Here is a 21,140-nt window from a genome sequence, read left to right on the forward strand (position 1 = left end):
CCGTTTTCGCCATATTTCGGGCAAAATTTGGACGCGCGTGCCGAAAAGCCCGGTGCGCGGTGACGCTGCACGTTTCGACCCGTGATGTGAAAGTTCGGGGACGTAACGAGTACGGGGAAACGAGTACCGCTGGGGAGTGCTGCCATGGCTTCGGATATGTTTTGGGCGGATACGCGCCCGGATCATCGCGAATTTATTCAAACCATTCCGGTTTCGCCGAGGAGTCCCGTTCTCTATGCCGACCGGCTCAAGCGCGCGCTTGACATAGCGATCGTGCTGATTGCCGCGCCGGTGGTGATCGCTGTTGTCGGTCTGCTTTGCCTGATCATCATGTGTGACGGCAAGTCGCCCTTCTTCAGTCAGGACCGCGTCGGACGCAATGGGCGGGTGTTCCGGATGCTCAAGTTGCGCAGCATGGTCGTGGATGCCGAGGCGCGCCTGCAGGCGCATCTCGATGCCTGTCCCCTGGCGCATCTTGAATGGGAGGTGAACCAGAAGCTGCGTCGCGATCCGCGGATCACCCGGATCGGTCGGATCATCCGCAAAACCTCGCTTGATGAACTGCCGCAGCTTTGGAACGTGCTGGTGGGCGACATGTCCGTCGTCGGGCCGCGCCCGATGATGCCGTCGCAACAATCCCTCTACCCGGGCGTCGCCTATTACGCGATGCGTCCCGGAATCACCGGCTACTGGCAGATTTCCGTGCGCAACGAGAGCAGCTTTGCCGAACGCGCGCAATTCGACGCGCGCTATTTCCGGGATCTGTCATTTCTGACCGATCTGCGGGTGATGCTGCGGACGTTCGGCGTGGTGATGCGGGGCACGGGCTGCTGAGTGCGTGGCACGCCTGCGCAACAATCTGACATAGCGCGGGGCATTGATGCATCACAGCCCGCAAATCGACTGACATGCCGTTGAATTCATTGCCGATGCGGGTCACGCAGGGCTAAGGTCGCGGCAACGGTCCTGCCGGGATTGCGCCGCGTGTCGAAGGGCGCGCGGGGGTCCGTTCGATGAATGCAGGATCACGGGGGAGCACAGGGCCCGTCATGCCCAATGCCTTGGCCTATCTGATGCTGGCCGCCTGGCCGCTTGTCACGCTGGCGATGTTTCGCCGCTGGCCCATCGAGCGTGCGCTGATCTGGTCGCTTTTGGGGGCTTACCTGTTCCTGCCGCCACCGCCTGCGGCCTTCGATTTTCCGCTGATGCCGCCGCTGACCAAGGAATCGCTGCCGTCGCTGGCCACCTTCGTGATCTGCCTTGCGGTCTGCGGGCGGCGCGCTCCGCTTTTGCCCGAGGGCTGGCTGGCGCGGGCGTTGGTGCTGGTGTTCGTGTTCTGCCCCGTGGCCACCGTCCTGACCAATACCGGGCCGGTGTTCTTCGGTGCCATCGGCCTGCCGGCGCTTGGGCTCAAGGACATGGTGGCGCTGGTGCTTCTGCAATTCATCCTGCTGTTGCCATTCCTGATGGCACGTCAGCACCTGGCCAACCCCGAGGGCCTGCGCGAACTGGTCCGTGCGATCATGGTCGGAGGGCTGATCTATTCGGTGCCGATGCTGCTTGAGGTGCGCCTGTCGCCGCAGATCAACACCTGGGTCTATGGCTATTTCCAGCACAGTTTCGGACAGATGGTGCGCGGTGACGGGTTCCGGCCCATCGTGTTCCTCTATCACGGGCTGTGGGTGGCGTTCTTCACCGTGATGGCGATGACCTGCGCCATCGCCCTCGCGCGTGAGGCGGATGCACGGCGTCGGGTGCTGCTGCTGGCGGCGGCGAGTTATCTGGGGGTCGTGCTGATCCTTTGCAAATCGTTGGGCTCGCTGATCTACGGGATCTATCTCGCTCCGCTGGCCCTGCTTCTGCCGACGCCGTTGCAGATCCGGATCGCCGCGGGCATGGCCCTGGTTGCGATCGCCTATCCGGTGCTCAAGGGCGCGGGTCTCGTGCCGCTGGACTGGATACTGGATCAGGCCGGAAAGATCAGCCCGGAACGCGCCCATTCGCTGCAATTCCGTCTCGACAACGAGGACAGGCTGATGGAACGCGCGATGGAGCAACCGCTCTTCGGCTGGGGCAGTTGGGGGCGCAATCATATCCTAGATCCGGTGTCTGGTGCGATCGAGACGGTGACCGACGGTCGCTGGATCATCCTGATCGGGGTCTTCGGATGGGTCGGGTATGTGGCCGAGTTCGGCCTGATCGCCCTGCCGATCCTGATGCTGTGGCTCTACAAGACCCGTCTGGGCGATATCCCGCATCTGCGCCTGATCGGTCCGGTGTCGCTGTTGCTGGCAATCAACCTGATCGACATGCTGCCCAATGCGACGCTGACCCCGCTGACATGGCTGTTCGCCGGGGCCGTGCTGGGCATGGCCGAGACCGCGCGCCGTCGGACGCCGGTGCAGAGCAAACGTCGGCGCTTGCGCTGGCGGCCGATCATGTGACGGGCAGGGCGCATGCGTAGACCCCGCGTTCTGGCCATCGCCGAGGCGGCCAATCCCGAATGGGTGAGCGTGCCGCTGGTCGGCTGGTCGCTGGCCACGGCGCTGCGCGAGGTGGCAGATGTGCATATCGTTACGCAGGTGCGCAACCGCGAGGCGTTCCTGCGCGCCGGGCTGGTCGAGGGTAGTGATTTCACCGCCATCGATTCCGAGGCCGTGGCGCGCCCGATGTGGAAGCTGGGCGAGCGGCTGCGCATGGGGCAGGGCAAGGGCTGGACCACGCTTCAGGCGATCAATGCGCTGAGCTATCCGTGGTTCGAGCATCTGGTCTGGCGGCATTTCGGGGCGCAGATCCGGGGCGGTGAGTATGACATCGTGCACCGCATCACGCCACTCAGCCCGACGATTTCCTCGTCGCTGGCGGGCAAGTGCGCGCGGGCGGGGGTGCCCTTCATCCTCGGGCCGCTCAATGGCGGGGTGCCCTGGCCCAAGGGCTTCGACGTCGAGCGGCGGCAGGAGCGCGAATTCCTGAGCTACCTGCGCGGAGCCTACAAGGCGCTGCCGGGGCGCGGCGCGACGCTGCGCCATGCGGCGGCGATATTGGCCGGGTCGCGGCACACATTGGGCGAGATGCCGGGATGGGCGCAGGCGAAGGCGGTCTATCTGCCCGAGAATGCGATTGATCCGGCGCGGTTCGCGGGCGTGGCCGCGCCTGCATCCGATGGCCCGCTGCGCGCCGGGTTTGTCGGGCGGCTGGTGCCCTACAAGGGGCCGGACATGTTGACCGATGCGGCGGCCCCGCTGATGCGCGCGGGGCGGCTGCATCTCGATATCGTGGGCGACGGGCCGATGATGGGGGCCTTGCGCGCGCAGGCCGAGGGGCTGGGCGTGGCCGAGGCCGTGACGTTTCACGGCTGGCTGGAGCATGAGCGCGTAAGGGACGTGCTGGGGGCCTGCCACCTCTTCGCCTTCCCGTCGATCCGCGAATTCGGCGGCGGCGTGGTGCTGGAGGCGATGGCGCTGGGCGTGCCGCCGCTTATCGTCGATTATGCCGGGCCCGGCGAGTTGGTGGACGAGGCACGCGGCACCAAGGTTCCGCTGGGCACCCGGCCCGAAATCATCGCGGGGTTTGCCGCCGCCCTTGACCGGCTGACACAAGACCGCGCCGCGCTGGCCGCCACCGGACAGGCCGGGCGCGACTGGGTGATGGAGCATGCCACATGGGCCGCCAAGGCGCGGCAGCTGCGCGCGATCTATGACGCGGTGCTGACGGGCGCGCCATTGCCGGAGGTGTTCCCGTCGTGAGCGCCGCAATCGCCTACCGCCCCGAGATCGACGGGCTGCGCGCCATCGCGGTGCTGTCGGTGGTGCTTTATCATTTCGGGCTGCCGGGGATCACGGGCGGTTTTGTCGGGGTCGACGTGTTCTTCGTCATCTCGGGGTTCCTGATCGGCGGCATCCTGTGGGACGATATCCGCGAGACCGGGCGCATCCGCCTTGCGCGGTTCTACCTGCGGCGCATCCGGCGGCTGGCCCTGGCCTATTTCGCGATGGCGGGGGTCACGCTGGTGATGGGCTGGCTGATCCTGTTGCCGTTCGAGTTTCGCGAATTCGGCAAGTCGCTGATTGCCGCGACGGTGTACCTCTCTAACATCCATTTCCACCGCGAGGCGGGGTATTTCGACGGGCTGTCCGAGGAAAAGCCGCTGCTGCACACATGGTCGCTGGCGGTGGAGGAGCAGTTCTATATCGTGCTGCCCTTCCTGATGCTGGTGCTGTTGCGCTGGCGGGCGTCGGTGCCGGTGATCCTTGCCGGGCTCGCGCTGCTGTCGCTGGTGGCCTGCATCTGGCTGACGCGGGGCATGCCGCAGGCCACCTTCTACCTCTTTCCGTTCCGGGCGTGGGAATTGCTGGCGGGCGTACTGTTGGCCATCGCGGGGCGCGAGGGCGGCTGGCGCTATGCGCTGCATCCGGCGCTGTCATGGGCCGGGCTGGCGCTGATCCTTGGATCTGTGCTGTTCATCCGCGCCGAGGGGTTTCCCGGCTGGCAAGCCCTGGGGCCGGTTCTGGGCACAGTGCTGATCCTGTTGAACGGGCGCGAGGCGAACCCGGTCAACCGCGCGCTGGCGCATCCCGCGCCGGTGTTCATAGGCCTCATCTCCTATTCGCTCTATCTCTGGCACTGGCCGGTTTTCGTGCTGTCGTCCTATTGGCGCGGTGGCTATGGCGGGCCGGGCGAGGCGGCGGGATGGCTGGTGCTGGCGCTTGTGCTTTCCGTGCTCTCGTGGCGCTATGTGGAGCGGCCGGTGCGATATATGCGCGGCGGCAATCGCGTGCTGGTGGGCGGCACGGTGCTGGCCTCGGCCGGGTTGCTGGTCTTGGGCGCGGTTCTGTGGCGCGGCGATGGCCTGCCCGCGCGCTTCCCGCCGGACCACGCCACGCATATCGCGGCCTCGGGCGATTTCAATCAGGACTGGTCGCGCTGCACCGTGCCGGGCAGCGGCCCGCTTGCGGGGGTAGAGACCTGCCCCATCGGTCCCGAGGGGCCGCCGCGGGTGCTGATCTGGGGCGACAGCCATCTGCGGGCGATGAAAGAAGGGCTGGAGGCGGTGGCGTGGCAGGCCGACCGTCCGGCGCTGATCCTCTGGCATGCCGGATGCCCGCCGCTCTTCGGAGTGGCAAAGACCGAGACTGCGGCGACGCCCGCGCAGGATGCCGCCTGCACCGAGGCCAACCGGGTGATCCGAGACGGGCTGGCGCGGATCGAGAGCCTTGAGACGCTGCTGCTGGTGGGGCGCTGGAGCTATTATGCCGAGGGGCAGGGCGTGGGGCGGGACGCGCATAACCGCATCACGCTGGCCCCCTTGCCCGGAAGCCTGCTGCCAAAGGGGCCGCAGCATACGCTGTTCAACGCGGCGCTGACACGGACGCTGGCCGAACTTGGGCCGCAGTTTGCCCACATCTATGTCCTGCGCCAACCGCCGGAGGTGCCGGATTACGACTCGCGCGCCGTGGCGCGGGCGTTGGTCCATGGGCGTGACGTGGCCGAGGCAGTGCTGCGCGTCCCGCGCATCGAGGCAGAGGCGCGGGCGGCGCGGGCGGAGGCGCCGCTCCGGGCGCTTGATACTGCCGGGGTGATCCGGCTGATCGACCCCTGGCCGTGGCTTTGCGATGACGCAACCTGCTCCGTCATGCAGGGCGGCGCGGCGCTCTATTTCGACAACAACCACCTGACCAATCGCGGAGCCGTCGCGCTGAGCGATCTGTTCGCGCCGGTGTTCGAGGGGGGGGAATGAGCAGCGATATCCGCGACACCCTGTGGGATGTGATCGTGATCGGCGCCGGTATGGGCGGCGGGATCATTGGACGCAGGCTGGCTGAGCGCGGGCTCAAGGTGCTGTTCGTCGAGAAGGGGCCGCAGGGCTATCGCACCGAGCGGCAGGGGCTGAACCCTGAGATGGGCGACCCGGTGGCGCGGCAGCTGCGCGGCTATTGGCCGGGTCGGGTCCGGGCGCGGATCGACGGGCGTGTGTCGGAGTTTTTTGGCCCCATCGGCGCGGGGGTGGGCGGATCGTCTGTGTTCTATGCCGCCACGCTGGAGCGGCCCGAGCGCCACGATCTGGAGCCTGTCGGGGGCCGCCCGCACCCTACGGGCGGCTGGCCGGTGGGCTTTGACGCGATGCGCGGCTGGTATGCCGAGGCCGAGCAACTGCTGCATGTCTGCGGCGAGGCCGATCCGCTCTCGCCCGAACCCGTCGATCCGCTGGCCGCGCCGCCGCCATTGTCCGGCGTGGACCGGGCCTTGATGCAGTCCTTGCGAGGGGCGGGGCTGCACCCTTACCGGCTGCATTCCGCGATCCGCTATCTGGAGGGCTGTGAGGATTGTCTGGGCCGCAAATGCCCGCGGCCCTGCAAGATGGATGGTCGCTCGGCCGGGGTGGAACCGGCGCTGGCCACCGGACGCGCGGCGCTGCTGGCGGGTTGCGAGGTGCGAAGGCTGTGCGGCGCGGCGGACCGGGTCAGCCATGTCGAGGTCGCGCGGGGCGGTGAGGCGTTTCACTTGCGCGCGCGGCAATTCGTGCTGGCGGGCGGCGCGCTCGGCTCGCCGCGCCTGCTGCTGGCCTCGGCATCCGAGGCGTGGCCCGAGGGTTGCGCCAATGGCAGCGGGCTGGTGGGGCGCAACCTGATGTTCCACCTCAACGAGATTTTCGCCCTCTGGCCGCCCCGCAGCACGGTGCAGGACGGCCCCGGCAAGGCGATCAGCTTGCGCGATTTCTATCACCGCGACGGGCAGCGGTTCGGCACCGTGCAGGCGATGGGCATCGCGGCGGGCTATGGCGAGATCGTGCATGTGCTCAACGGCATGTTCGACCGCTCGGCGCTGCGCAACCTGCGCGCGCTGCGGCACCTGACGCGCCTGCCGGCGGCGGTGGCGGCGCGGCGGTTGGGGCGGGCGCAGGTCTTTGTCGGGTTGATGGAGGATCTGGGATACCCCGAAAACCGGGTGACATGGGATGCGCGCGCGCCCGACGCCATCGACATCGCCTACACGCTGCACCCCGAATTGCTCGCCCGCCGCCGCGCCTTTCGCCGGGCGATCAAGGCGGGGCTGCGCGGGCATCGCGCGTTCTTCCTGACCCATGCGCTGGAGTTGAATTTCGGCCATCCCTGCGGCACGCTGCGGATGGGCGACGATCCGGCGACAAGCGTTCTGGACGCCGATTGCCGGGCGCATGGCATCGGCAATCTCTACGTGGCGGATGCGTCGTTCATGCCCTCCTCGATGGGGGTGAACCCGAGCCTGACCATCGCCGCCAACGCGCTGCGGGTGGCCGAGGGGATGGTACAGTGACGGGAGGCCGGGGAATGACGCTGACGGACGGGATCGCAGTGGTAACCGGGGCAGGCGGCGGCCTTGGCCGCGCGCTGGCGCTGGAACTGGCGGCGCGGGGCATGCGCGTGGCGGCCCTCGGGCGCAGCGCGGATGGCGTGGAGGAGACCGCCGCGATGGGCTCCGAGGGGCAGATCCTGCCGGTGGTGGCGGATGTGGCGGATGCGCGGGCCGTGCGCGAGGCGTTCGCGCAGCTTGCGGAGGTGGGGCCGGTCACGGTGCTGATCAACAACGCCGCCGTCTATCCGCGCCGCGATTTCCTCGACGAGAGCGGCGAGAGTTTTGCCGAGACGTTGGCGATCAACCTTGGCGGCATGGTCAATTGCACCCGCGCCGCGCTTGACGCGATGGTCGGTGCCGGGCGGGGCCGGATCGTCAATGTCTTGACCTTTGCCGATATCGCGCCGCTGCCCGCCTCTTCGGCCTATGCGGTCAGCAAGGGCGCGGGCCGCATTTTCAGCCGCGCGCTGGTCGCCGATCTGGCGGACCGGTTTCCGGGGATCGTGATCAGCGACTGGATGCCCGGGATGCTGGCCACGCGGATGGGGATTGCGCAGGGGCTCGATCCGGCGCAGGCGGCCAAATGGGGTGCGGCGCTGGCGCTCTGGGACGATCCGGCACTCAACGGTGCGGTGTTCGAGATGGATCGCGAGATCCTGCCGCCGCGCGGAGTGAAAGGCCGGATCAAGGATGCACTTTTGTTGCGCAGGCGGCGGGCGCGGGTGATCACGGGCTGATCCCCGTGCGCCATGCGCCGGTCACAGCACCATGCGCGCCGTCAGCCGCGCCTTGAGCAGCGCCAGAACCCGTGCGATGCCCGCCTCGGCCCCGTGCCCGTCCAGACCAGCCGCGGCCTCGGCCAGGAACCCGTCCTGCGCCGCCCGCGCCACGCCGCCCAGAAACTGTGCCACATAGGCCAGCGTGGCGTGGTCCGGCACCTCCTCCAGCAGGCTCCGGACATGGTCCAGATCGTCGCGATAGGCCAGCCGGTCGGGCGTGATCCGCTCGTCGGTCAGCGCATAAGGTCCGGCAGGGCAACGCTCCTGGGGCAGGTGGCGCAGCATCTCCTGCTGAAAGACCCCGAGGCTCTCGATCGGTTTGGCGAGAAAGCCGTCGGCTCCCGCGTCAAGCGCCGCGTGTCGCATGACCGGATCGCCGCTGCTGCCGAGAATCACCCCGACACGTGGCACCGCCTGCGCCAGATCCACGATCAGGTCGATCCCCGACCCGTCCGGCAGGCCCGGGTCGACGATCACCACCGAGGGGCGGTAAACCGATAGGTGACGCCGCGCTGAGGCGAGGCAATCGGCCCGGCGGATTCGCGCCCCGCTGCGCAGGCACATCAGGCGCAGCGCCTCCGACGCATAGCGGCTGTCCTCGACCGCGAGCACGGTCATGCCGAGAAGCGGGCGCTGAGAACTGGGGGCGCGCACCGGCGCGAGGCTGTCGAGATCGGTCATCGGGATGATCCTTCTTGCAGGGGATGCGCCCAGCATGGCCCGGTTTTGATGAACGCGGGGTTAATGCGCGGCTTGCGTCCCTCTGTCGCTTGTCAGCGGCGGCCGGGATGCCCATAACAGCCGCAGACCAGAAGAAAGGATCACGCCATGATCGGACGCCTCAATCATGTGGCCATCGCCGTGCCGGACCTCAGCGCCGCCGCCGAGCAGTATCGCAGCGCGCTTGGCGCCAAGGTCGGCGCGCCGCAGGACGAGCCCGATCACGGCGTCACGGTCGTGTTCATCGAACTGCCCAACACCAAGATCGAACTGCTTTACCCCTTGGGTGAGGACAGCCCGATCAACGGCTTTCTGGAAAAGAACCCCTCGGGCGGCATTCACCATGTCTGCTACGAGGTCGATGACATCCTTGCCGCCCGCGATCACCTGAAATCCACCGGCGCGCGTGTCCTTGGCAGCGGCGAGCCCAGGATTGGCGCGCATGGCAAGCCGGTGCTGTTCCTGCATCCCAAGGATTTCAACGGCTGCCTCGTGGAACTGGAGCAGGTCTGATGGGGGTCACCTCTGCACTCGTGCTGCTCGCGGTGATCTGGTTCATGACCTTTTTCATCGTGCTGCCGATCCGCATCCAGACGCAGGGCGATCTCGGTGAAATCGTGCCCGGCACACATGCCGGTTCACCCGAGCATCACCACCTTAAGAAAAAGGCCTGGATCACCACCGGCATCGCCTTCGTGCTCTGGATCATCATCGGCGGCACGATCATTTCGGGCGTGATCACGCTCGAGGATATCGACATGTTCAACCGGATCGGGCCGGGCTGCGAGTCTGAATAGCGTGGTAGATATGGGTGAAGGTCGCCGCGCCCATGATCGGGATCAGCAGGTTGACCAGCGGTAGCGACAGCGGCAGTGCCATCAGCACCCCCGCCAGCCAGATCGTCATCCGGTGGCGGCGGCGCAGCGCCTTGGCTTCGACCCGCCCGACCCGGCGGATCGCCACCAGCGTGAAATACTCCATCCCCAGCAGATAGCCGTTCAGCGCCCAGAAGATGAACGGCGCGAACGGCGTGAAGATCGCGTAGAGAATGAGCGCCAGCGTGTTGGCCCCGATGATCACGCCCAGAAAATTGATCGTATCGCGCAGCGCCTCGCCAAAGGGGATGTTAACCGCAGGCGGCAGGGTGGGGTAATGCTTGTCCTCCACCGCCTGCGCCACGACATCCAGAAACATCGAGGTGATTGCCGAGGCCACCGGCACCATCAGAAAGACCGACAGCACGAACATCAGCAAGAGCGACGCGCCGCCCAGCAGATCGCCCAGCCATGTGACCTCGCCGATGATCGGCAGCGTGGTGCTGTCGCCGACGGCAGATTGCACCAGCCACAGCACCCCGGCATAGGCGACGATCAAGAGCGCCAGCGTGAGCCCCACGCCAAGCATCAGCACCTTGCGGAAACGCGGATCGCCGATCTGGCCCATAGCCTTGAAGAAGCTCGAAAAAATCATTCCGGCATCCACTCGGTGACCGCGTCGAGATCGGGGCGCGGGCGTTCGGGCGGCGCGCTCGTCTCGGTGCCGATATGGATGAACCCCGCGATCCGCTCATGCGGCGCCAGCCCGAGCGCCGTGGTGGCAAAGCCCCGGTCATGGCTCGCCCAACCAGTCAACCAGTTCGCGCCCCAACCCGCGGCGAGCGCGGCATTCAGCAGCCCGAGGCAGACGCAGCCCGCCGAATAGGTCTGCTCGAGCGCGGGTATCTTGTCCGAGGCTTTCGGGCTCTCGATCACGGTCACGGCGAGATGCGCATCGGCAAACTGCGCCTGCCCCTTGGCGATATCTTCGGGCGATTTGTCCAGGCGCGCGCCCACCTCGGGCACCAGACCGGCCAGCCGAAGGAGCGCGGCGCGTTCCAGCACGATCAACCGCCACGGCTCCAGCTTGCCGTGATCGGGCACCCGCAACGCGGCCCGCAAAAGCGGGCGCAGCGTGTCCCGATCCGGCACCGGCAGACCGAGCGTCTTGGCGGGCCGCGAGCGGCGGGTTTGCATAAAGTCGAGCGCGGCGGGGTTGGGCGTGGGCATGGGCGGCCTCTCCGGTGATGACACCGCCCACATGTCGGCAAGCGCGCCCCCGGGGTCAAGGCGAAATCCGGTGAAAACCGCTTGGGTCGCGCGGCGCGTGGCGCTATCGGGGTGCACATGGATCATCCCGACCTCCGCCACCTGGCCCGTGCTGGCACCCAGATTGCCATTCGCGTGACACCGAAGGCCTCGCGCAACCGCATCGTCGCCGAGGGCGATACGCTGCGGGTCTACGTCACCACCTTGCCCGAGGACGGCAAGGCCAACGCAGCGGTGCAGAAACTGCTGGCCAAGGCGCTTGGGGTCGCGAAATCGCGTCTGACCCTCATCCGGGGCCACACCGCGCGCGACAAGGTCTTTCAGGTGGACTGATGCGGCTCACGTTTTTGGCACTGGCAACTCGGCGCGGGCGCGCCTAACGTCGCCGCCATGAACGCCGATATCGCCCTTCTCGACAGCCGCTATTCCTGGACGCGGCTTGCCATATCGCTGGCCATCGCGATGGTGGGCAATGTCGGCATGTGGTCGATCATCGTGGTGATGCCCGCGATTCAGGCCGAATTCGGGGTCGACCGGGCGGCGGCCTCCTTGCCCTATACGCTGACCATGGTGGGCTTTGCCTTTGGCAACATGGCGATCGGGCGGGTGGTGGACCGGTTCGGGGTGACCACGGCGCTGATTGGCGCGGCGCTGCTGATTGCGGCGGCCACGGGGGCGGCGGCTCTCAGCCCGTCGGTGCTGGTGCTCTCGGGGCTGCAACTGCTCATTGGCTTCGGCACGGCGGCCAGTTTCGGGCCGCTCATTGCCGATATCTCGCTGTGGTTCCTGAAGCGGCGCGGCATCGCCGTGGCGATCACTGCGAGCGGAAATTACCTTTCGGGGGCGATCTGGCCGGTAATCCTGGCGGGGATTCTCGCCGGGCAGGGCTGGCGGGCGGTTTACCTCGTGCTCGCCGTGGTGACGCTTGCGACGGTCATTCCGCTGGCGCTCTTCCTGCGCCGCCGTGTGCCGCTGGCGGCGCAGGCGCATGCCGACAGCCTGTCGGCGGCGCGCGCGGGCACCACGGGGCTCTCGCCGCGCATGCTCGCGATCCTGCTGGGGATTGCGGGGGTCGGGTGCTGCGTGGCGATGTCGATGCCGCAGGTCCATATCGTCAGCTACTGCGTCGATCTGGGCTACGGCCCCGCCGTCGGCTCGCAGATGCTGTCGCTGATGCTTCTGGGCGGGGTCGCCTCGCGGCTGGTCTCGGGGCTCATGGCGGACCGGCTGGGCGGGGTCCGCACCCTGCTCATCGGCTCGGCGCTGCAAGGGGTGGCGCTGATGCTCTATCTGCCGTCGGACGGTCTGACCTCGCTCTACATCGTCAGCCTCGTCTTCGGCCTCGCACAGGGCGGCATCGTGCCCAGCTATGCGGTGATCGTGCGTGAATACATGCCAAGCGCCGAGGCCGGGCGCCGCGTCGGCTTCGTGTTGATGACCACCATCGTCGGCATGGCCCTGGGCGGCTGGATGTCGGGCTGGATCTACGACGTGACCGGCAGCTATCACATGGCCTTTCTCAACGGTATCGCGTGGAACGGCCTCAATATCGGGATCATGGTGCTGATCCTGCTGCGCACAAGGCCGCGGAGCGCGGTCCCGGCCTGAGCGGCGTTATATGAGTATTTTTGCCATAAAGAAGCCGATCCCGTTTCTTTATGGTCCAAATACTCAAATCAGGTCACTCTTCGTGAACGATCTTGATATGCCGTTCACCGCGGGCCTCGGCCAATGCCATCTGCTTCTGGCGCTCGCGAAACCGCGCCTTGTCGGCCTCCGATGTTTCCTGCGCGCAGAGGTGGCAGGCGACGCCCTCCTCATAGTCGGGGTGGCGCATGTCCTCGGGCAGGATCGGGCGGCGGCAGGCATGGCACAGACGGTGCGGGCCTGTCCGCAACCCGTGGCCCACCGAGACCCGGCCATCGAAGACGAAACACTCGCCCTGCCAGGTGCTTTGATCCTCGGGCACCTCTTCGAGATATTTCAAGATGCCGCCCTTGAGGTGATAGACCTCCTCCACCCCTTGCCCCAACAGGTAATTGGTGGATTTCTCGCAGCGGATGCCGCCGGTGCAGAACATCGCGATCCGTTTGTTGTGGAAACGGTGCTTGTTTGCCTCCCACCACGCCGGGAAGTCGCGAAAGGTGGGGGTTTCGGGATCGACCGCGCCCTCAAACGTGCCGATGGCGACCTCGTAATCGTTGCGGGTGTCGATCACTGCGACATCCGGGCTCTGGATCAGGGCATTCCACTCAGAGGGCTCGACATAATGCCCCACCTTGGCGCGCGGATCGACATCGGGCTGGCCCATGGTGACGATCTCTTTCTTGAGCCGCACCTTCATCCTGCGAAACGGCTGTCCGGCGCTCTGGCTGTCCTTCCACTCCAGATCCGCGCAGCCGGGCAGGGCGCGGATATGCGCCAGAACCCTCGCGATGCCCGCCTGCGGCCCGGCAATCGTGCCATTGATCCCCTCGCGCGCCAGCAGCAGCGAGCCGCTGATGCGCTCGGCCTCGCATAGCGCCTGAAGCGGGCCTTGAAGGGTGGCGGGGTCATCAAACCGGGTGAAGTGGTAGAGTGCGGCGATCCTGTACATGGCGCGCGATTTACGCCTCTCTTGCGTGGCTCGCAAGAGGACATCGCGCCGCCATTGACGCGCCGCATCTGCGCACCTACCCCTATGGGGCAAAAGGAGACCATGCCAATGACATCCGCTCTGATCGTGATCGACATGCAGTATGATTTCTGCCCCGGCGGCGCGCTCGCCGTGCCCGAAGGTGACCGTATCGTGCCCGGCATCAATGCGCTGATGGCGCAGTTCCCGGCGGTGATCCTGACGCAGGACTGGCACCCGGCGGGGCATTCCTCCTTCGCCTCGTCGCATGACGGCAAGGCCCCCTTTGACATGGTGGACATGCCCTACGGGCCGCAGGTGCTCTGGCCGGATCATTGCGTTCAGGGCAGCCAAGGGGCGGCGTTTCACGAGGGGCTGGATACCGACCGCGCCGATCTGATCATCCGCAAGGGGTATAATCCTGCAATCGACAGCTATTCGGCGTTCTTCGAGAATGATCACACCACCGCCACCGGGCTGCACGGCTATCTGCAGACGCGCGGCATCGACGATCTGACAATGGTGGGGCTGGCCACCGATTTCTGCGTCAACTTTTCTGCAGTGGATGCGGCTCGGCTCGGCTACCGGGTGACGGTGCAGCAGGATCTGGTGCGCGGCATTGACCTTGACGGCTCGCTCGCCGCGGCACTTGCGGGCATGCGGGAGGCGGGCGTGGTGCTTGCGTGAGCGATCTTGTCGCCGATATCCGTGCCTGTCGGCTTTGCGCCGAGCGGTTCGCCGCCACCCACACCGCCCACGCGCCGCGCCCGGTGGTGTGGTTTCAACCCTCCGCGCGGATGCTGATCGCCGGACAGGCGCCTGGGAAGCTGGTGCACAAGTCAGGCAAGCCTTTCGACGATCCGTCAGGTGACCGGCTGCGCGACTGGCTGGGGCTGAGCGCGGCCGAGTTCTACGACACATCGCGCGTCGCCATCGTGCCGATGGCGTTCTGCTTTCCGGGCTATGACGCCAAGGGGTCGGACCTGCCGCCGCCGCGCATCTGTGGCCTCACCTGGCATGACCGGGTGATGCAAGCGCTTGAAAAGGTGGAACTGATCGTGGTCGTGGGCGGTTATGCCCAGAAATACCACTTGGGCGTCAAGACCGGCGTGACCGAAACCGTGAAGGCCTGGCGCGACCATGCACCGCGGCTTTTCGCCTTGCCGCATCCGTCGTGGCGCAATACCGCTTGGCTGAAGAAAAATCCGTGGTTCGAGGCCGAGGTGCTGCCCGAATTACGCGCGCAAGTTCAGAAGGTTCTCCATGACTGATGCGACCCGCCTCGATGCAGCCCATGCCGCGATGGAGGCGGCCCCCGAGGATGCGGGCGCGCGCCTGCGGTTCTACGAGACACTGGCCGCGAGCGAGCTTTGCCTGCTTCTGAAATCCGAGCCGGAGGGCGAGGTGCTCGATCCCGAAGTGTTTGAATTGCCAGAGAATTCCTTTGTCCTTGTGTTCGACCGCGAGGACCGGCTCGCGCTTTTTGCAGGCCGCCCGGTGCCCTATGCCGCGCTGAGCGGGCGCAGCATCACGGCCATGCTGGCCGGGCAGGGGGTGGGGCTTGGCCTCAATCTCGACGTGGCCCCGTCGGCGATCCTGCTTCCGCCCGAGGCGGTGGACTGGCTGGCCGAGACACTCTCGGAGGGGCCCTCGGAGGTCGAGGCGCGGGCGCAGGAGTTCAGCGCGCCCAAGGGATTGCCGGAGGCGATGCTGACCGCGCTCGACGCGCGGCTGGCGAGCATGACGGGGCAGGCACGCATGGCCTATCTGGTGGGCGTGACCTATGAGAGCGGCGCGCGGGGGCATATGCTGGGTTTTGTCGGGGCCGTGCCGGAGGCGCAAGGCGCATTGGCGCGGGCGGTGTCGGAGGTGCTGGTCTTTTCCGGGCTCGAGGCGACGTCGCTCGACGTGGTGTTCTTTGACGCCTCCGACCCGGCGGCGGCGCGGTTAGCACGCTGCGGGCTGCGGTTCGACCTGCCGGAACCGCCGGTGGTGGAGCCACCTGCGGCCCCCGGATCGGATCCGGACCGCCCGCCGAAGTTGCGGTAGCTGAGCCATGCGGGGCATCAGTCCGGCGCAGGCGGGGATCTTGCGGGATGGTAGAGATCCGCGCGTCTCGCCCGAGGATGACGGGGGCGTGCGCGCCTCAGTAGCCGCGTTCGCGGTCGACGAGATGCAGGAACGGCTCGCCGCTCTCGCCCCGGCGGACATTCTCGGCGATCACCTCCGCTGCCGTCTCGGGCCGGGTTTCCGAGGCGATATGCGGGGTGACGGTGACCTTGGGATGCGCCCAGAACGGGTGATCGGCGGGCAGCGGCTCGACCCGGAAGACATCGAGCGTGGCATGGGCGACATGGCCCCGGTCCAGCGCGGCAATCAGCGCGTCATCGTCGATCAGCGGACCGCGCCCGGGGTTCACGATCATGGCACCCTCGGGCAGGCGCGCAAGGGTGTCGGCGTTCAGCAGGTTCTCGGTCTCATCGGTCAGCGGTAGCAGCAGCACGAGGATATCGGCGGCGTTGAGCGCCGCCTGCAGCCCGGCGTCGCCCGACAGGCAGCTGACGCCGGGGATGTCCTTGGGCCTGCGGCTCCAGCCGGTGACGGCAAAGCCGAGGCGCACCAGCATCCGCGCGCAGGCCTCTCCCAAGGCGCCCAGACCCAGCACGGTGACCCGCCGGTCGCTGGCCAGCGGCGGCGCCTCCGCGCGCCATTCCCCGTCCTGCCCGAGGATGTGCCGGTCCATGCCCAGATGATGGCGCAGCACATGACCCGTGACCCATTCGACCATGCCCTGCGTCAGCCCGTGGTCGACCATCCGCGCCAATGGAATGCGCAGGGTCGGGTTGTCGACGATATTCTCGACCCCGGCCCAGAGATTGAGCACCGCCTTGGCGCGGGTGTAGGGGGTGAAATCCTGTACTGTGCTGTTGGGAGAATAGACGATGTAATCCACCTCCTCGGGGGCGAGATCGGGAGAGAGATTAGCCTCGACCCCGCGATCCGCGAGCGCTTTCTTGAGCGGGGTTTCGTAGATGCGCCAGTGGTCGGGGCGCGCGGCAAAGAGGACGTTGACGGGCATGGATCACCTTGGTCTGTGGACATTCGCGCTCTGGACAAGGCCGAAGCCGATCATCAGGACCAGCATGGCCGAACCGCCATAGCTCACCAGCGGCAGCGGCACGCCCACCACCGGCATCAGCCCTGTCACCATCGCCATGTTGACGGCGAAGAACAGGAAGAACGTCATCGCTATACCAAGGATCAGCAGCGAGGAAAACCGGTCCTTGTTGGCCAGTGCCGCGGCGATGCAGAAGATCAGGATCAGCGCATAGAGCCCCAGGATCGAGACCGCGCCGATAAAGCCGAATTCCTCGGCCAGGGTGACGAAAATGAAATCGGTGTGCTTTTCGGGCAGGAAATTGAGCCGCGATTGCGTGCCTTGCATGAAGCCGCGCCCGGTCCAGCCGCCCGAGCCAAGGGCGATCTTGGACTGGGTGATGTGATAGCCTGCGCCAAGCGGATCGTTCTCCGGGTTTAGGAAAGTGTCGATGCGGCGATACTGGTAGTTTTCCAGCATTTGCCAGTCGGTGCCTCGGCTCTGGAAGACCGCAAAGATCAACCCCACTGCCGCGAGGATCACGGTCGCGAAATAGGCCCAATGCACGCCTGCGACGAACATCATCACTCCGCCCGCCGCCAGAAGAAGGATCGAGGTTCCAAGATCAGGCTGGCGCAGCACCAGCGCCACCGGCGTGAGGATCACCGCTACCGGCAGCAGCACCCAGACGGGGCGCGAGACGCGCGACATCGGCAGCCAGTCGTAATAGGCCGCCAGCACCATGATCAGCGTGATCTTCATCAGTTCCGAGGGTTGCAGGCGCATGAACCCAAGATCGAGCCAGCGTTGCGCGCCCTTGCCCTCGATCCCGATCAGCGCCACCGCGACCAGCAGCGCCAGCGAGATCAGATAGGCCACCAGCGAGACGTTGCGCCAGAACCAGATCGGTATCAGCGCCACTACCAGCATCACCACGAGCCCGAGGGCAAAGCGCTTCATCTGCGGTTCGGCCCAGGTCGAGAGCGAACCGCCCGCGACCGAATAGAGCATCAGGAAACCGACCGAGGCCACCGCCATCAGCAGGATCACCAGCGGCCAGCTGAGATAGAGGATCTTGCGTGGCCCGCTCGGCGTGGTCTTGACCGTATGTTCGAGATAGCTCATGCGCGATCTTTCTCATCGGTTTCGGGGCGCCGACGTTGCTGGCGCAATTCGTCCTGCTGCGTGCGGATGCGCGGGCGGTCGGCTGTGGGATAGGCCTCGAGCGGGGGGTCGCCGCCATAGAGTGCCTGTAGCGTGATGTCGCGGGCAATCGGGGCCGCCGCCGTCGAGCCGCCGCCACCGTGTTCGACGACCACCGCCACGGCATATTTCGGCGCGTCGTGCGGGGCATAGTTCACGAACAGCGCGTGATCGCGCTGTTCGCGCGGCAGGGCGTTGTTGCTCAGCACGCCGGTCGCCCGCTCGCCCGAGGAGATGTTGCGCACCTGGCTGGTGCCGGTCTTGCCGGCCATGCGCAGCGCGTCCTCGACGATGCGGCTGCGATAGGCGGTGCCACGATTGCTGTTGGTGACCGCAAACATGGCGCGGCGGACCTCGCGCAGGTGGTTTTCGTTAAGGCCGAGATCCTCGCCATGGCCCGAGGGCTGCTCGACCCCGTCGATGGATTTCACCAGGCGGGGCGTGACCTGCCGCGAGGTCGCCAACCGCGCCGTCATCACCGCCAGTTGCATCGGCGAGGCCAGCACGAAGCCCTGACCGATCGAGGCGTTGATGCTGTCGCCCACCACCCAGGGCTCGCCGCGATTGGCCAGTTTCCATTCCCGCGTCGGGGTCAGACCCTGCGCCACCGAGGTCAGCGGCAGATCGAATTGCACGCCAAGCCCGAGGCGGTTGGCCATTGCGGAAATCCTCTCGATCCCGGTGCGCAGGGCCAGTTCGTAATAATAGACGTCGCAGCTTTCGCGCAGCGAGCGATGGAAATCCACATTGCCATGCCCGCCGCGTTTCCAGCAGTGAAAGCGGCGGCCGCTGACGTCCTTGTGGCCGGGGCAATAGACCGTTTCGTTGAGGTCGATCTGCCCATCTTCGAGCGCGGCGAGCGCGGTCACCATCTTGAAGGTGGAACCGGGCGGATAAATGCCCTGCACCGCCTTGTTGGGCAGGGGACGGTAGGGATTCTCCAGCAGCGCGCGGTAATTGGCGACGGATATCCCGCGCACGAAGAGGTTGGGGTCGTAGCTGGGCGAGGACGCGCTGACCAGCAGATCGCCGGTCTCGCAGTCGATCACCACCGCCGCCGCGCTTTCGCCCTTGAGCCGGGCATGGGTGTAGCCTTGCAACTCGTTGTCGAGGGTGATCTGGATATCGGCGCCGGGCTGACCTTCCTGGCGGTCAAGCTCGCGCATGATGCGCCCGGCGGCGTTCACCTCGACCCGGCGGCTGCCGGCGGTGCCGCGCAGCAGATCCTCGCGCTTGGCCTCCAGCCCGATCTTGCCGATCTGAAAGCGGGGCAGGCGCAGCAACGCCTCGGGGGCCTCGATCCGTTCGAGATCCCTGTCGCTGACCGCGCCCACATAGCCCACCACATGCGCGTAGTCGTCCCGTAGCGGATAGCGTCGCGACAGACCCACCTCGGGGAGGACGCCCGGCAGGGCGGGGGCGTTGACCGCCACCCGGCTGATCGCCTCCCAACTGACCCGATCGGCCAGCGTCACCGGCGTGTCGCCGCGCAGGTCGCGCAGGTCGCGCCGCGCCTTTTCCAACTCGCCCGGGTCCAGGTCCACGAGGCGCGCGAGCCGCGCGATCACCGCGTCCACGTCGCCCGCCTGTTCGCGGATCATGGTGATCCTGTAGGACGGCACATTCTCGGCGATGATCTGGCCGGTGCGGTCGAAGATGCGGCCGCGCGCCGGCGGTAAAAGCTGGATGTTGATCCGGTTCTCATCGGCCAGCAGGCGGAATTGATCGGCCTGGTCCAGTTGCAGGTGCCGCATGCGGAACGCAAGCGCGCCCATCACCCCAACCTGCAGGCCGCCCACAATCAGCCCGCGCCGGGTGATGCGGCGCTGGCTCTCGGCGGTATCGCGGGTCGGGCGTCTCATGCGCGCCCCGTCGCGGGATCGAAATCGCCCGGTGCGCGCTTGCGCACGCCAAGCAGGCCATGTGACAGCAGCGCCACCAGCGGATAGACCAGCAGCGTGGCCAGCAATTGCAGCAGGCTCAGCCCGAGCGGCGCCTGATCCACCATCAGGACGGTGAGGATGATCCGGTAGGCCAGCGTCATGATGACCAGCGTGCTGCTGACGGCGGCCCATTCGGCGGCAAAGGTCAGGTCGCGTAGCGACGCGGCGCGGTTGCGCAGCGTCTCGAGCCCGAGCACGGTGATCGCGGCCCAGAGCCCCGGCGGGCGCTGCAACAGCAGATCCATCCCGAGCGCGACGAGCGCCACCAGCAGCAATGGCACGTAATCGGGCCGCCGCACCGCCCAGGCGAAGGTCAGCGCCAGAAACAGGTTCGGCCCGGCCCAGCCCGGCGGCATCATGTCGAGCGGCAGCAGATGCACGAAGATCAACAGAAGGCTCAGCCCAAGATAGAGCGCGCGCATAAGCCAGATCCGGGGCAGCAGCGCATCAGCCATTGCTCGCCTCCGCCGCGATGGCCGGATCGAGCGGTGCCGTGCCGGGCAGGGAGGACGGCGCGATCAGATCGCCGGGCGTCTCGATCTCTTCGGTCGCATAGCTGCGCAGCACGCGCAGGAATTCCAGCCGCTCGTAATCGGCGGCGATGCGCACCCGCATGCGCCCGCCCGGATCTTCGGCCAGTTGCCCGACCAGCAGACCGGCGGGAAAGACCCCGCCGTCGCCCGAGGTCAGCACCCGGTCGCCGGGGCGCACCTGATCGGGGGTTTCGATCAAATCCACCAGCGGTGCGATGGAGTTGTCGCCGATGATCAGCGCGCGTTGCCCCGAGGGCTGGAGCGTCACGGGGATGCGGCTTGACGTATCGGTGACCAGGATCACGCGCGCCGTATTGCGCCCCACGCCCGAGATGCGCCCGACCAGGCCCAGCCCGTCCATCGCGGCCCAGCCATCCATGATCCCGTCGCGGGAGCCCACGTTGATCAGTACCGATTGCCGGAACGGAGAGCCGCTATCGGCCATCACCACGCCAGTGACGTAGGTCAGTCGCGGATCAAGCTGGACATTGTTGAGATCGAGCAGGCGCGCGTTTTCCTGCTCAAGTTGCAGCGCCGCTTCTTTCCAAGCCTTCATCTGTTGCAATTCGCGGCGCAGGTCCTGGTTTTGCTGGTACATGCGCTGATAGCTCTGGAAATCGCGCAGGATGTTGACCGCGCCCGTGACCGGGGCCATCGCCCAGTCGAAGGAGGGCACGACCCGGTCCACCACCTGCGCGCGGAAACGCTCCACGCGCGGGCTGTCGATGCGCCACACCAGGAACAGACCGAGCAGGCACAGCAGGATCACGCCCAAAAGCAGACGCTTGAGCGGGCCGCTATAGTCTTCGCTCTGTCCGCGATCCCTGGCCACGGT

General features: G+C 66.8%; 22 protein-coding genes. 13 read left to right on the plus strand and 9 right to left on the minus strand.

From position 1 onward, the window contains the following. Nucleotides 1-144 precede the first annotated feature (144 nt). The 6 genes from ACSSV4_RS09945 to ACSSV4_RS09970 all read left to right on the plus strand — a co-directional run bounded on the left by ACSSV4_RS09945 (nt 145) and on the right by ACSSV4_RS09970 (nt 8,069). On the plus strand, nt 145-834 hold the full coding sequence (locus ACSSV4_RS09945) for a sugar transferase (protein ID WP_454274985.1): 690 nt from the start codon (nt 145-147) through the stop codon (nt 832-834). 215 nt (nt 835-1,049) lie between these two features. Continuing rightward, nucleotides 1,050-2,444 (plus strand): hypothetical protein, encoded by a 1,395-nt coding sequence (locus ACSSV4_RS09950; RefSeq protein ID WP_454274986.1) that lies wholly within the window; start codon nt 1,050-1,052, stop codon nt 2,442-2,444. A 12-nt stretch (nt 2,445-2,456) separates the two neighbouring features. Beyond that, nucleotides 2,457-3,746 carry a glycosyltransferase family 4 protein gene (locus ACSSV4_RS09955; protein ID WP_454274987.1) on the plus strand — a complete coding sequence of 430 codons (1,290 nt, stop codon included), beginning with the start codon at nt 2,457-2,459 and terminating at the stop codon, nt 3,744-3,746. Next, nucleotides 3,743-5,737, plus strand: a complete 1,995-nt coding sequence (locus ACSSV4_RS09960) for an acyltransferase family protein (protein WP_454274988.1) — start codon at nt 3,743-3,745, stop codon at nt 5,735-5,737. Before ACSSV4_RS09955 ends, ACSSV4_RS09960 begins: the two co-directional genes overlap by 4 nt. Then, nucleotides 5,734-7,293, plus strand: coding sequence for a GMC oxidoreductase (locus ACSSV4_RS09965; protein ID WP_454274989.1), 1,560 nt, complete (start codon nt 5,734-5,736; stop codon nt 7,291-7,293). Before ACSSV4_RS09960 ends, ACSSV4_RS09965 begins: the two co-directional genes overlap by 4 nt. Nucleotides 7,294-7,307: 14 nt before the next feature. Then, nucleotides 7,308-8,069 (plus strand): SDR family NAD(P)-dependent oxidoreductase, encoded by a 762-nt coding sequence (locus ACSSV4_RS09970; protein WP_454274990.1) that lies wholly within the window; start codon nt 7,308-7,310, stop codon nt 8,067-8,069. Nucleotides 8,070-8,090: 21 nt separating this feature from the next. Here the strand turns inward: ACSSV4_RS09970 and ACSSV4_RS09975 are convergent, their stop codons facing one another. Further along, nucleotides 8,091-8,792: a response regulator gene (locus ACSSV4_RS09975; RefSeq protein WP_454274991.1), complete on the minus strand. Its 702-nt coding sequence runs from the start codon at nt 8,790-8,792 to the stop codon at nt 8,091-8,093. Between the two features lie 147 nt (nt 8,793-8,939). Between ACSSV4_RS09975 and mce the strand changes: the two genes are divergently transcribed. Further along, nucleotides 8,940-9,344: a methylmalonyl-CoA epimerase gene (gene mce, locus ACSSV4_RS09980; RefSeq protein WP_454274992.1), complete on the plus strand. Its 405-nt coding sequence runs from the start codon at nt 8,940-8,942 to the stop codon at nt 9,342-9,344. Then, the gene (locus ACSSV4_RS09985; RefSeq protein WP_454274993.1) at nt 9,344-9,628 is read left to right on the plus strand and encodes a DUF1467 family protein; all 285 of its coding nucleotides are present in this window, start codon (nt 9,344-9,346) and stop codon (nt 9,626-9,628) included. Before mce ends, ACSSV4_RS09985 begins: the two co-directional genes overlap by 1 nt. Here ACSSV4_RS09985 and ACSSV4_RS09990 read toward each other — a convergent pair. Beyond that, a complete protein-coding gene (locus tag ACSSV4_RS09990; RefSeq protein WP_454274994.1) occupies nt 9,594-10,301 on the minus strand; it encodes an EI24 domain-containing protein in 708 nt (235 codons plus the stop codon). The genes ACSSV4_RS09985 and ACSSV4_RS09990 overlap by 35 nt on opposite strands. Continuing rightward, complete coding sequence (locus tag ACSSV4_RS09995; protein ID WP_454274995.1) at nt 10,298-10,876, minus strand: nitroreductase family protein; 579 nt, start codon at nt 10,874-10,876, stop codon at nt 10,298-10,300. The genes ACSSV4_RS09990 and ACSSV4_RS09995 overlap by 4 nt, the downstream gene beginning before the upstream one ends. Nucleotides 10,877-10,993: 117 nt before the next feature. Here ACSSV4_RS09995 and ACSSV4_RS10000 point away from each other — a divergent pair, with 117 nt between their 5' ends. Beyond that, nucleotides 10,994-11,248, plus strand: coding sequence for a DUF167 domain-containing protein (locus ACSSV4_RS10000; protein ID WP_454274996.1), 255 nt, complete (start codon nt 10,994-10,996; stop codon nt 11,246-11,248). 57 nt (nt 11,249-11,305) lie between these two features. Then, nucleotides 11,306-12,523, plus strand: a complete 1,218-nt coding sequence (locus ACSSV4_RS10005; RefSeq protein ID WP_454274997.1) for an MFS transporter — start codon at nt 11,306-11,308, stop codon at nt 12,521-12,523. Between the two features lie 73 nt (nt 12,524-12,596). On the opposite strand, the gene trhO is transcribed toward ACSSV4_RS10005, so the two are convergent. Further along, entirely contained in the window at nt 12,597-13,511 is a 915-nt protein-coding gene (trhO, locus tag ACSSV4_RS10010; RefSeq protein ID WP_454274998.1) for an oxygen-dependent tRNA uridine(34) hydroxylase TrhO, read from the minus strand. Nucleotides 13,512-13,619: 108 nt separating this feature from the next. On the opposite strand from trhO, the gene pncA reads away from it, so the two are divergent. The 3 genes from pncA to ACSSV4_RS10025 are packed head-to-tail and all read left to right on the plus strand — an operon-like array spanning nt 13,620 to nt 15,578. Further along, nucleotides 13,620-14,216 (plus strand): bifunctional nicotinamidase/pyrazinamidase, encoded by a 597-nt coding sequence (pncA, locus tag ACSSV4_RS10015; RefSeq protein WP_454274999.1) that lies wholly within the window; start codon nt 13,620-13,622, stop codon nt 14,214-14,216. After that, nucleotides 14,213-14,800: a uracil-DNA glycosylase family protein gene (locus ACSSV4_RS10020; protein WP_454275000.1), complete on the plus strand. Its 588-nt coding sequence runs from the start codon at nt 14,213-14,215 to the stop codon at nt 14,798-14,800. The genes pncA and ACSSV4_RS10020 overlap by 4 nt, the downstream gene beginning before the upstream one ends. Beyond that, the gene (locus ACSSV4_RS10025) at nt 14,793-15,578 is read left to right on the plus strand and encodes an SseB family protein (protein ID WP_454275001.1); all 786 of its coding nucleotides are present in this window, start codon (nt 14,793-14,795) and stop codon (nt 15,576-15,578) included. Before ACSSV4_RS10020 ends, ACSSV4_RS10025 begins: the two co-directional genes overlap by 8 nt. 97 nt (nt 15,579-15,675) lie before the next feature. Here the strand turns inward: ACSSV4_RS10025 and ACSSV4_RS10030 are convergent, their stop codons facing one another. The 5 genes from ACSSV4_RS10030 to mreC are packed head-to-tail and all read right to left on the minus strand — an operon-like array spanning nt 15,676 to nt 21,137. Continuing rightward, nucleotides 15,676-16,608, minus strand: coding sequence for a 2-hydroxyacid dehydrogenase (locus tag ACSSV4_RS10030; RefSeq protein ID WP_454275002.1), 933 nt, complete (start codon nt 16,606-16,608; stop codon nt 15,676-15,678). Nucleotides 16,609-16,611: 3 nt separating this feature from the next. After that, nucleotides 16,612-17,751 (minus strand): rod shape-determining protein RodA, encoded by a 1,140-nt coding sequence (gene rodA, locus ACSSV4_RS10035; RefSeq protein WP_454275003.1) that lies wholly within the window; start codon nt 17,749-17,751, stop codon nt 16,612-16,614. Then, the gene (gene mrdA, locus ACSSV4_RS10040; protein ID WP_454275004.1) at nt 17,748-19,691 is read right to left on the minus strand and encodes a penicillin-binding protein 2; all 1,944 of its coding nucleotides are present in this window, start codon (nt 19,689-19,691) and stop codon (nt 17,748-17,750) included. The genes rodA and mrdA overlap by 4 nt, the downstream gene beginning before the upstream one ends. Beyond that, the gene (locus ACSSV4_RS10045; RefSeq protein WP_454275005.1) at nt 19,688-20,227 is read right to left on the minus strand and encodes a rod shape-determining protein MreD; all 540 of its coding nucleotides are present in this window, start codon (nt 20,225-20,227) and stop codon (nt 19,688-19,690) included. Before ACSSV4_RS10045 ends, mrdA begins: the two co-directional genes overlap by 4 nt. Next, nucleotides 20,220-21,137 (minus strand): rod shape-determining protein MreC, encoded by a 918-nt coding sequence (gene mreC / locus ACSSV4_RS10050; protein ID WP_454275006.1) that lies wholly within the window; start codon nt 21,135-21,137, stop codon nt 20,220-20,222. The genes ACSSV4_RS10045 and mreC overlap by 8 nt, the downstream gene beginning before the upstream one ends. Between the last annotated feature and the right edge of the window lie 3 nt (nt 21,138-21,140).

The sequence above is a fragment of the Roseovarius sp. MBR-154 genome, assembly GCF_053628595.1.

Excerpts from the sequence above, each read along its gene's own strand:
- ACSSV4_RS09945 (WP_454274985.1), top strand. The coding sequence starts at position 145 with ATGGCTTCGGATATGTTTTGGGCGGATACGCGCCCGGATCATCGCGAA.
- ACSSV4_RS09950 (WP_454274986.1), top strand. The coding sequence starts at position 1,050 with ATGCCCAATGCCTTGGCCTATCTGATGCTGGCCGCCTGGCCGCTTGTC.
- ACSSV4_RS09955 (WP_454274987.1), top strand. The coding sequence starts at position 2,457 with ATGCGTAGACCCCGCGTTCTGGCCATCGCCGAGGCGGCCAATCCCGAA.
- ACSSV4_RS09965 (WP_454274989.1), top strand. The coding sequence starts at position 5,734 with ATGAGCAGCGATATCCGCGACACCCTGTGGGATGTGATCGTGATCGGC.
- ACSSV4_RS09970 (WP_454274990.1), top strand. The coding sequence starts at position 7,308 with ATGACGCTGACGGACGGGATCGCAGTGGTAACCGGGGCAGGCGGCGGC.
- ACSSV4_RS09975 (WP_454274991.1), bottom strand. The coding sequence starts at position 8,792 with ATGACCGATCTCGACAGCCTCGCGCCGGTGCGCGCCCCCAGTTCTCAG.
- mce (WP_454274992.1), top strand. The coding sequence starts at position 8,940 with ATGATCGGACGCCTCAATCATGTGGCCATCGCCGTGCCGGACCTCAGC.
- ACSSV4_RS09985 (WP_454274993.1), top strand. The coding sequence starts at position 9,344 with ATGGGGGTCACCTCTGCACTCGTGCTGCTCGCGGTGATCTGGTTCATG.
- ACSSV4_RS09990 (WP_454274994.1), bottom strand. The coding sequence starts at position 10,301 with ATGATTTTTTCGAGCTTCTTCAAGGCTATGGGCCAGATCGGCGATCCG.
- ACSSV4_RS09995 (WP_454274995.1), bottom strand. The coding sequence starts at position 10,876 with ATGCCCACGCCCAACCCCGCCGCGCTCGACTTTATGCAAACCCGCCGC.
- ACSSV4_RS10000 (WP_454274996.1), top strand. The coding sequence starts at position 10,994 with ATGGATCATCCCGACCTCCGCCACCTGGCCCGTGCTGGCACCCAGATT.
- ACSSV4_RS10005 (WP_454274997.1), top strand. The coding sequence starts at position 11,306 with ATGAACGCCGATATCGCCCTTCTCGACAGCCGCTATTCCTGGACGCGG.
- trhO (WP_454274998.1), bottom strand. The coding sequence starts at position 13,511 with ATGTACAGGATCGCCGCACTCTACCACTTCACCCGGTTTGATGACCCC.
- pncA (WP_454274999.1), top strand. The coding sequence starts at position 13,620 with ATGACATCCGCTCTGATCGTGATCGACATGCAGTATGATTTCTGCCCC.
- ACSSV4_RS10025 (WP_454275001.1), top strand. The coding sequence starts at position 14,793 with ATGACTGATGCGACCCGCCTCGATGCAGCCCATGCCGCGATGGAGGCG.
- ACSSV4_RS10030 (WP_454275002.1), bottom strand. The coding sequence starts at position 16,608 with ATGCCCGTCAACGTCCTCTTTGCCGCGCGCCCCGACCACTGGCGCATC.
- rodA (WP_454275003.1), bottom strand. The coding sequence starts at position 17,751 with ATGAGCTATCTCGAACATACGGTCAAGACCACGCCGAGCGGGCCACGC.
- mrdA (WP_454275004.1), bottom strand. The coding sequence starts at position 19,691 with ATGAGACGCCCGACCCGCGATACCGCCGAGAGCCAGCGCCGCATCACC.
- ACSSV4_RS10045 (WP_454275005.1), bottom strand. The coding sequence starts at position 20,227 with ATGGCTGATGCGCTGCTGCCCCGGATCTGGCTTATGCGCGCGCTCTAT.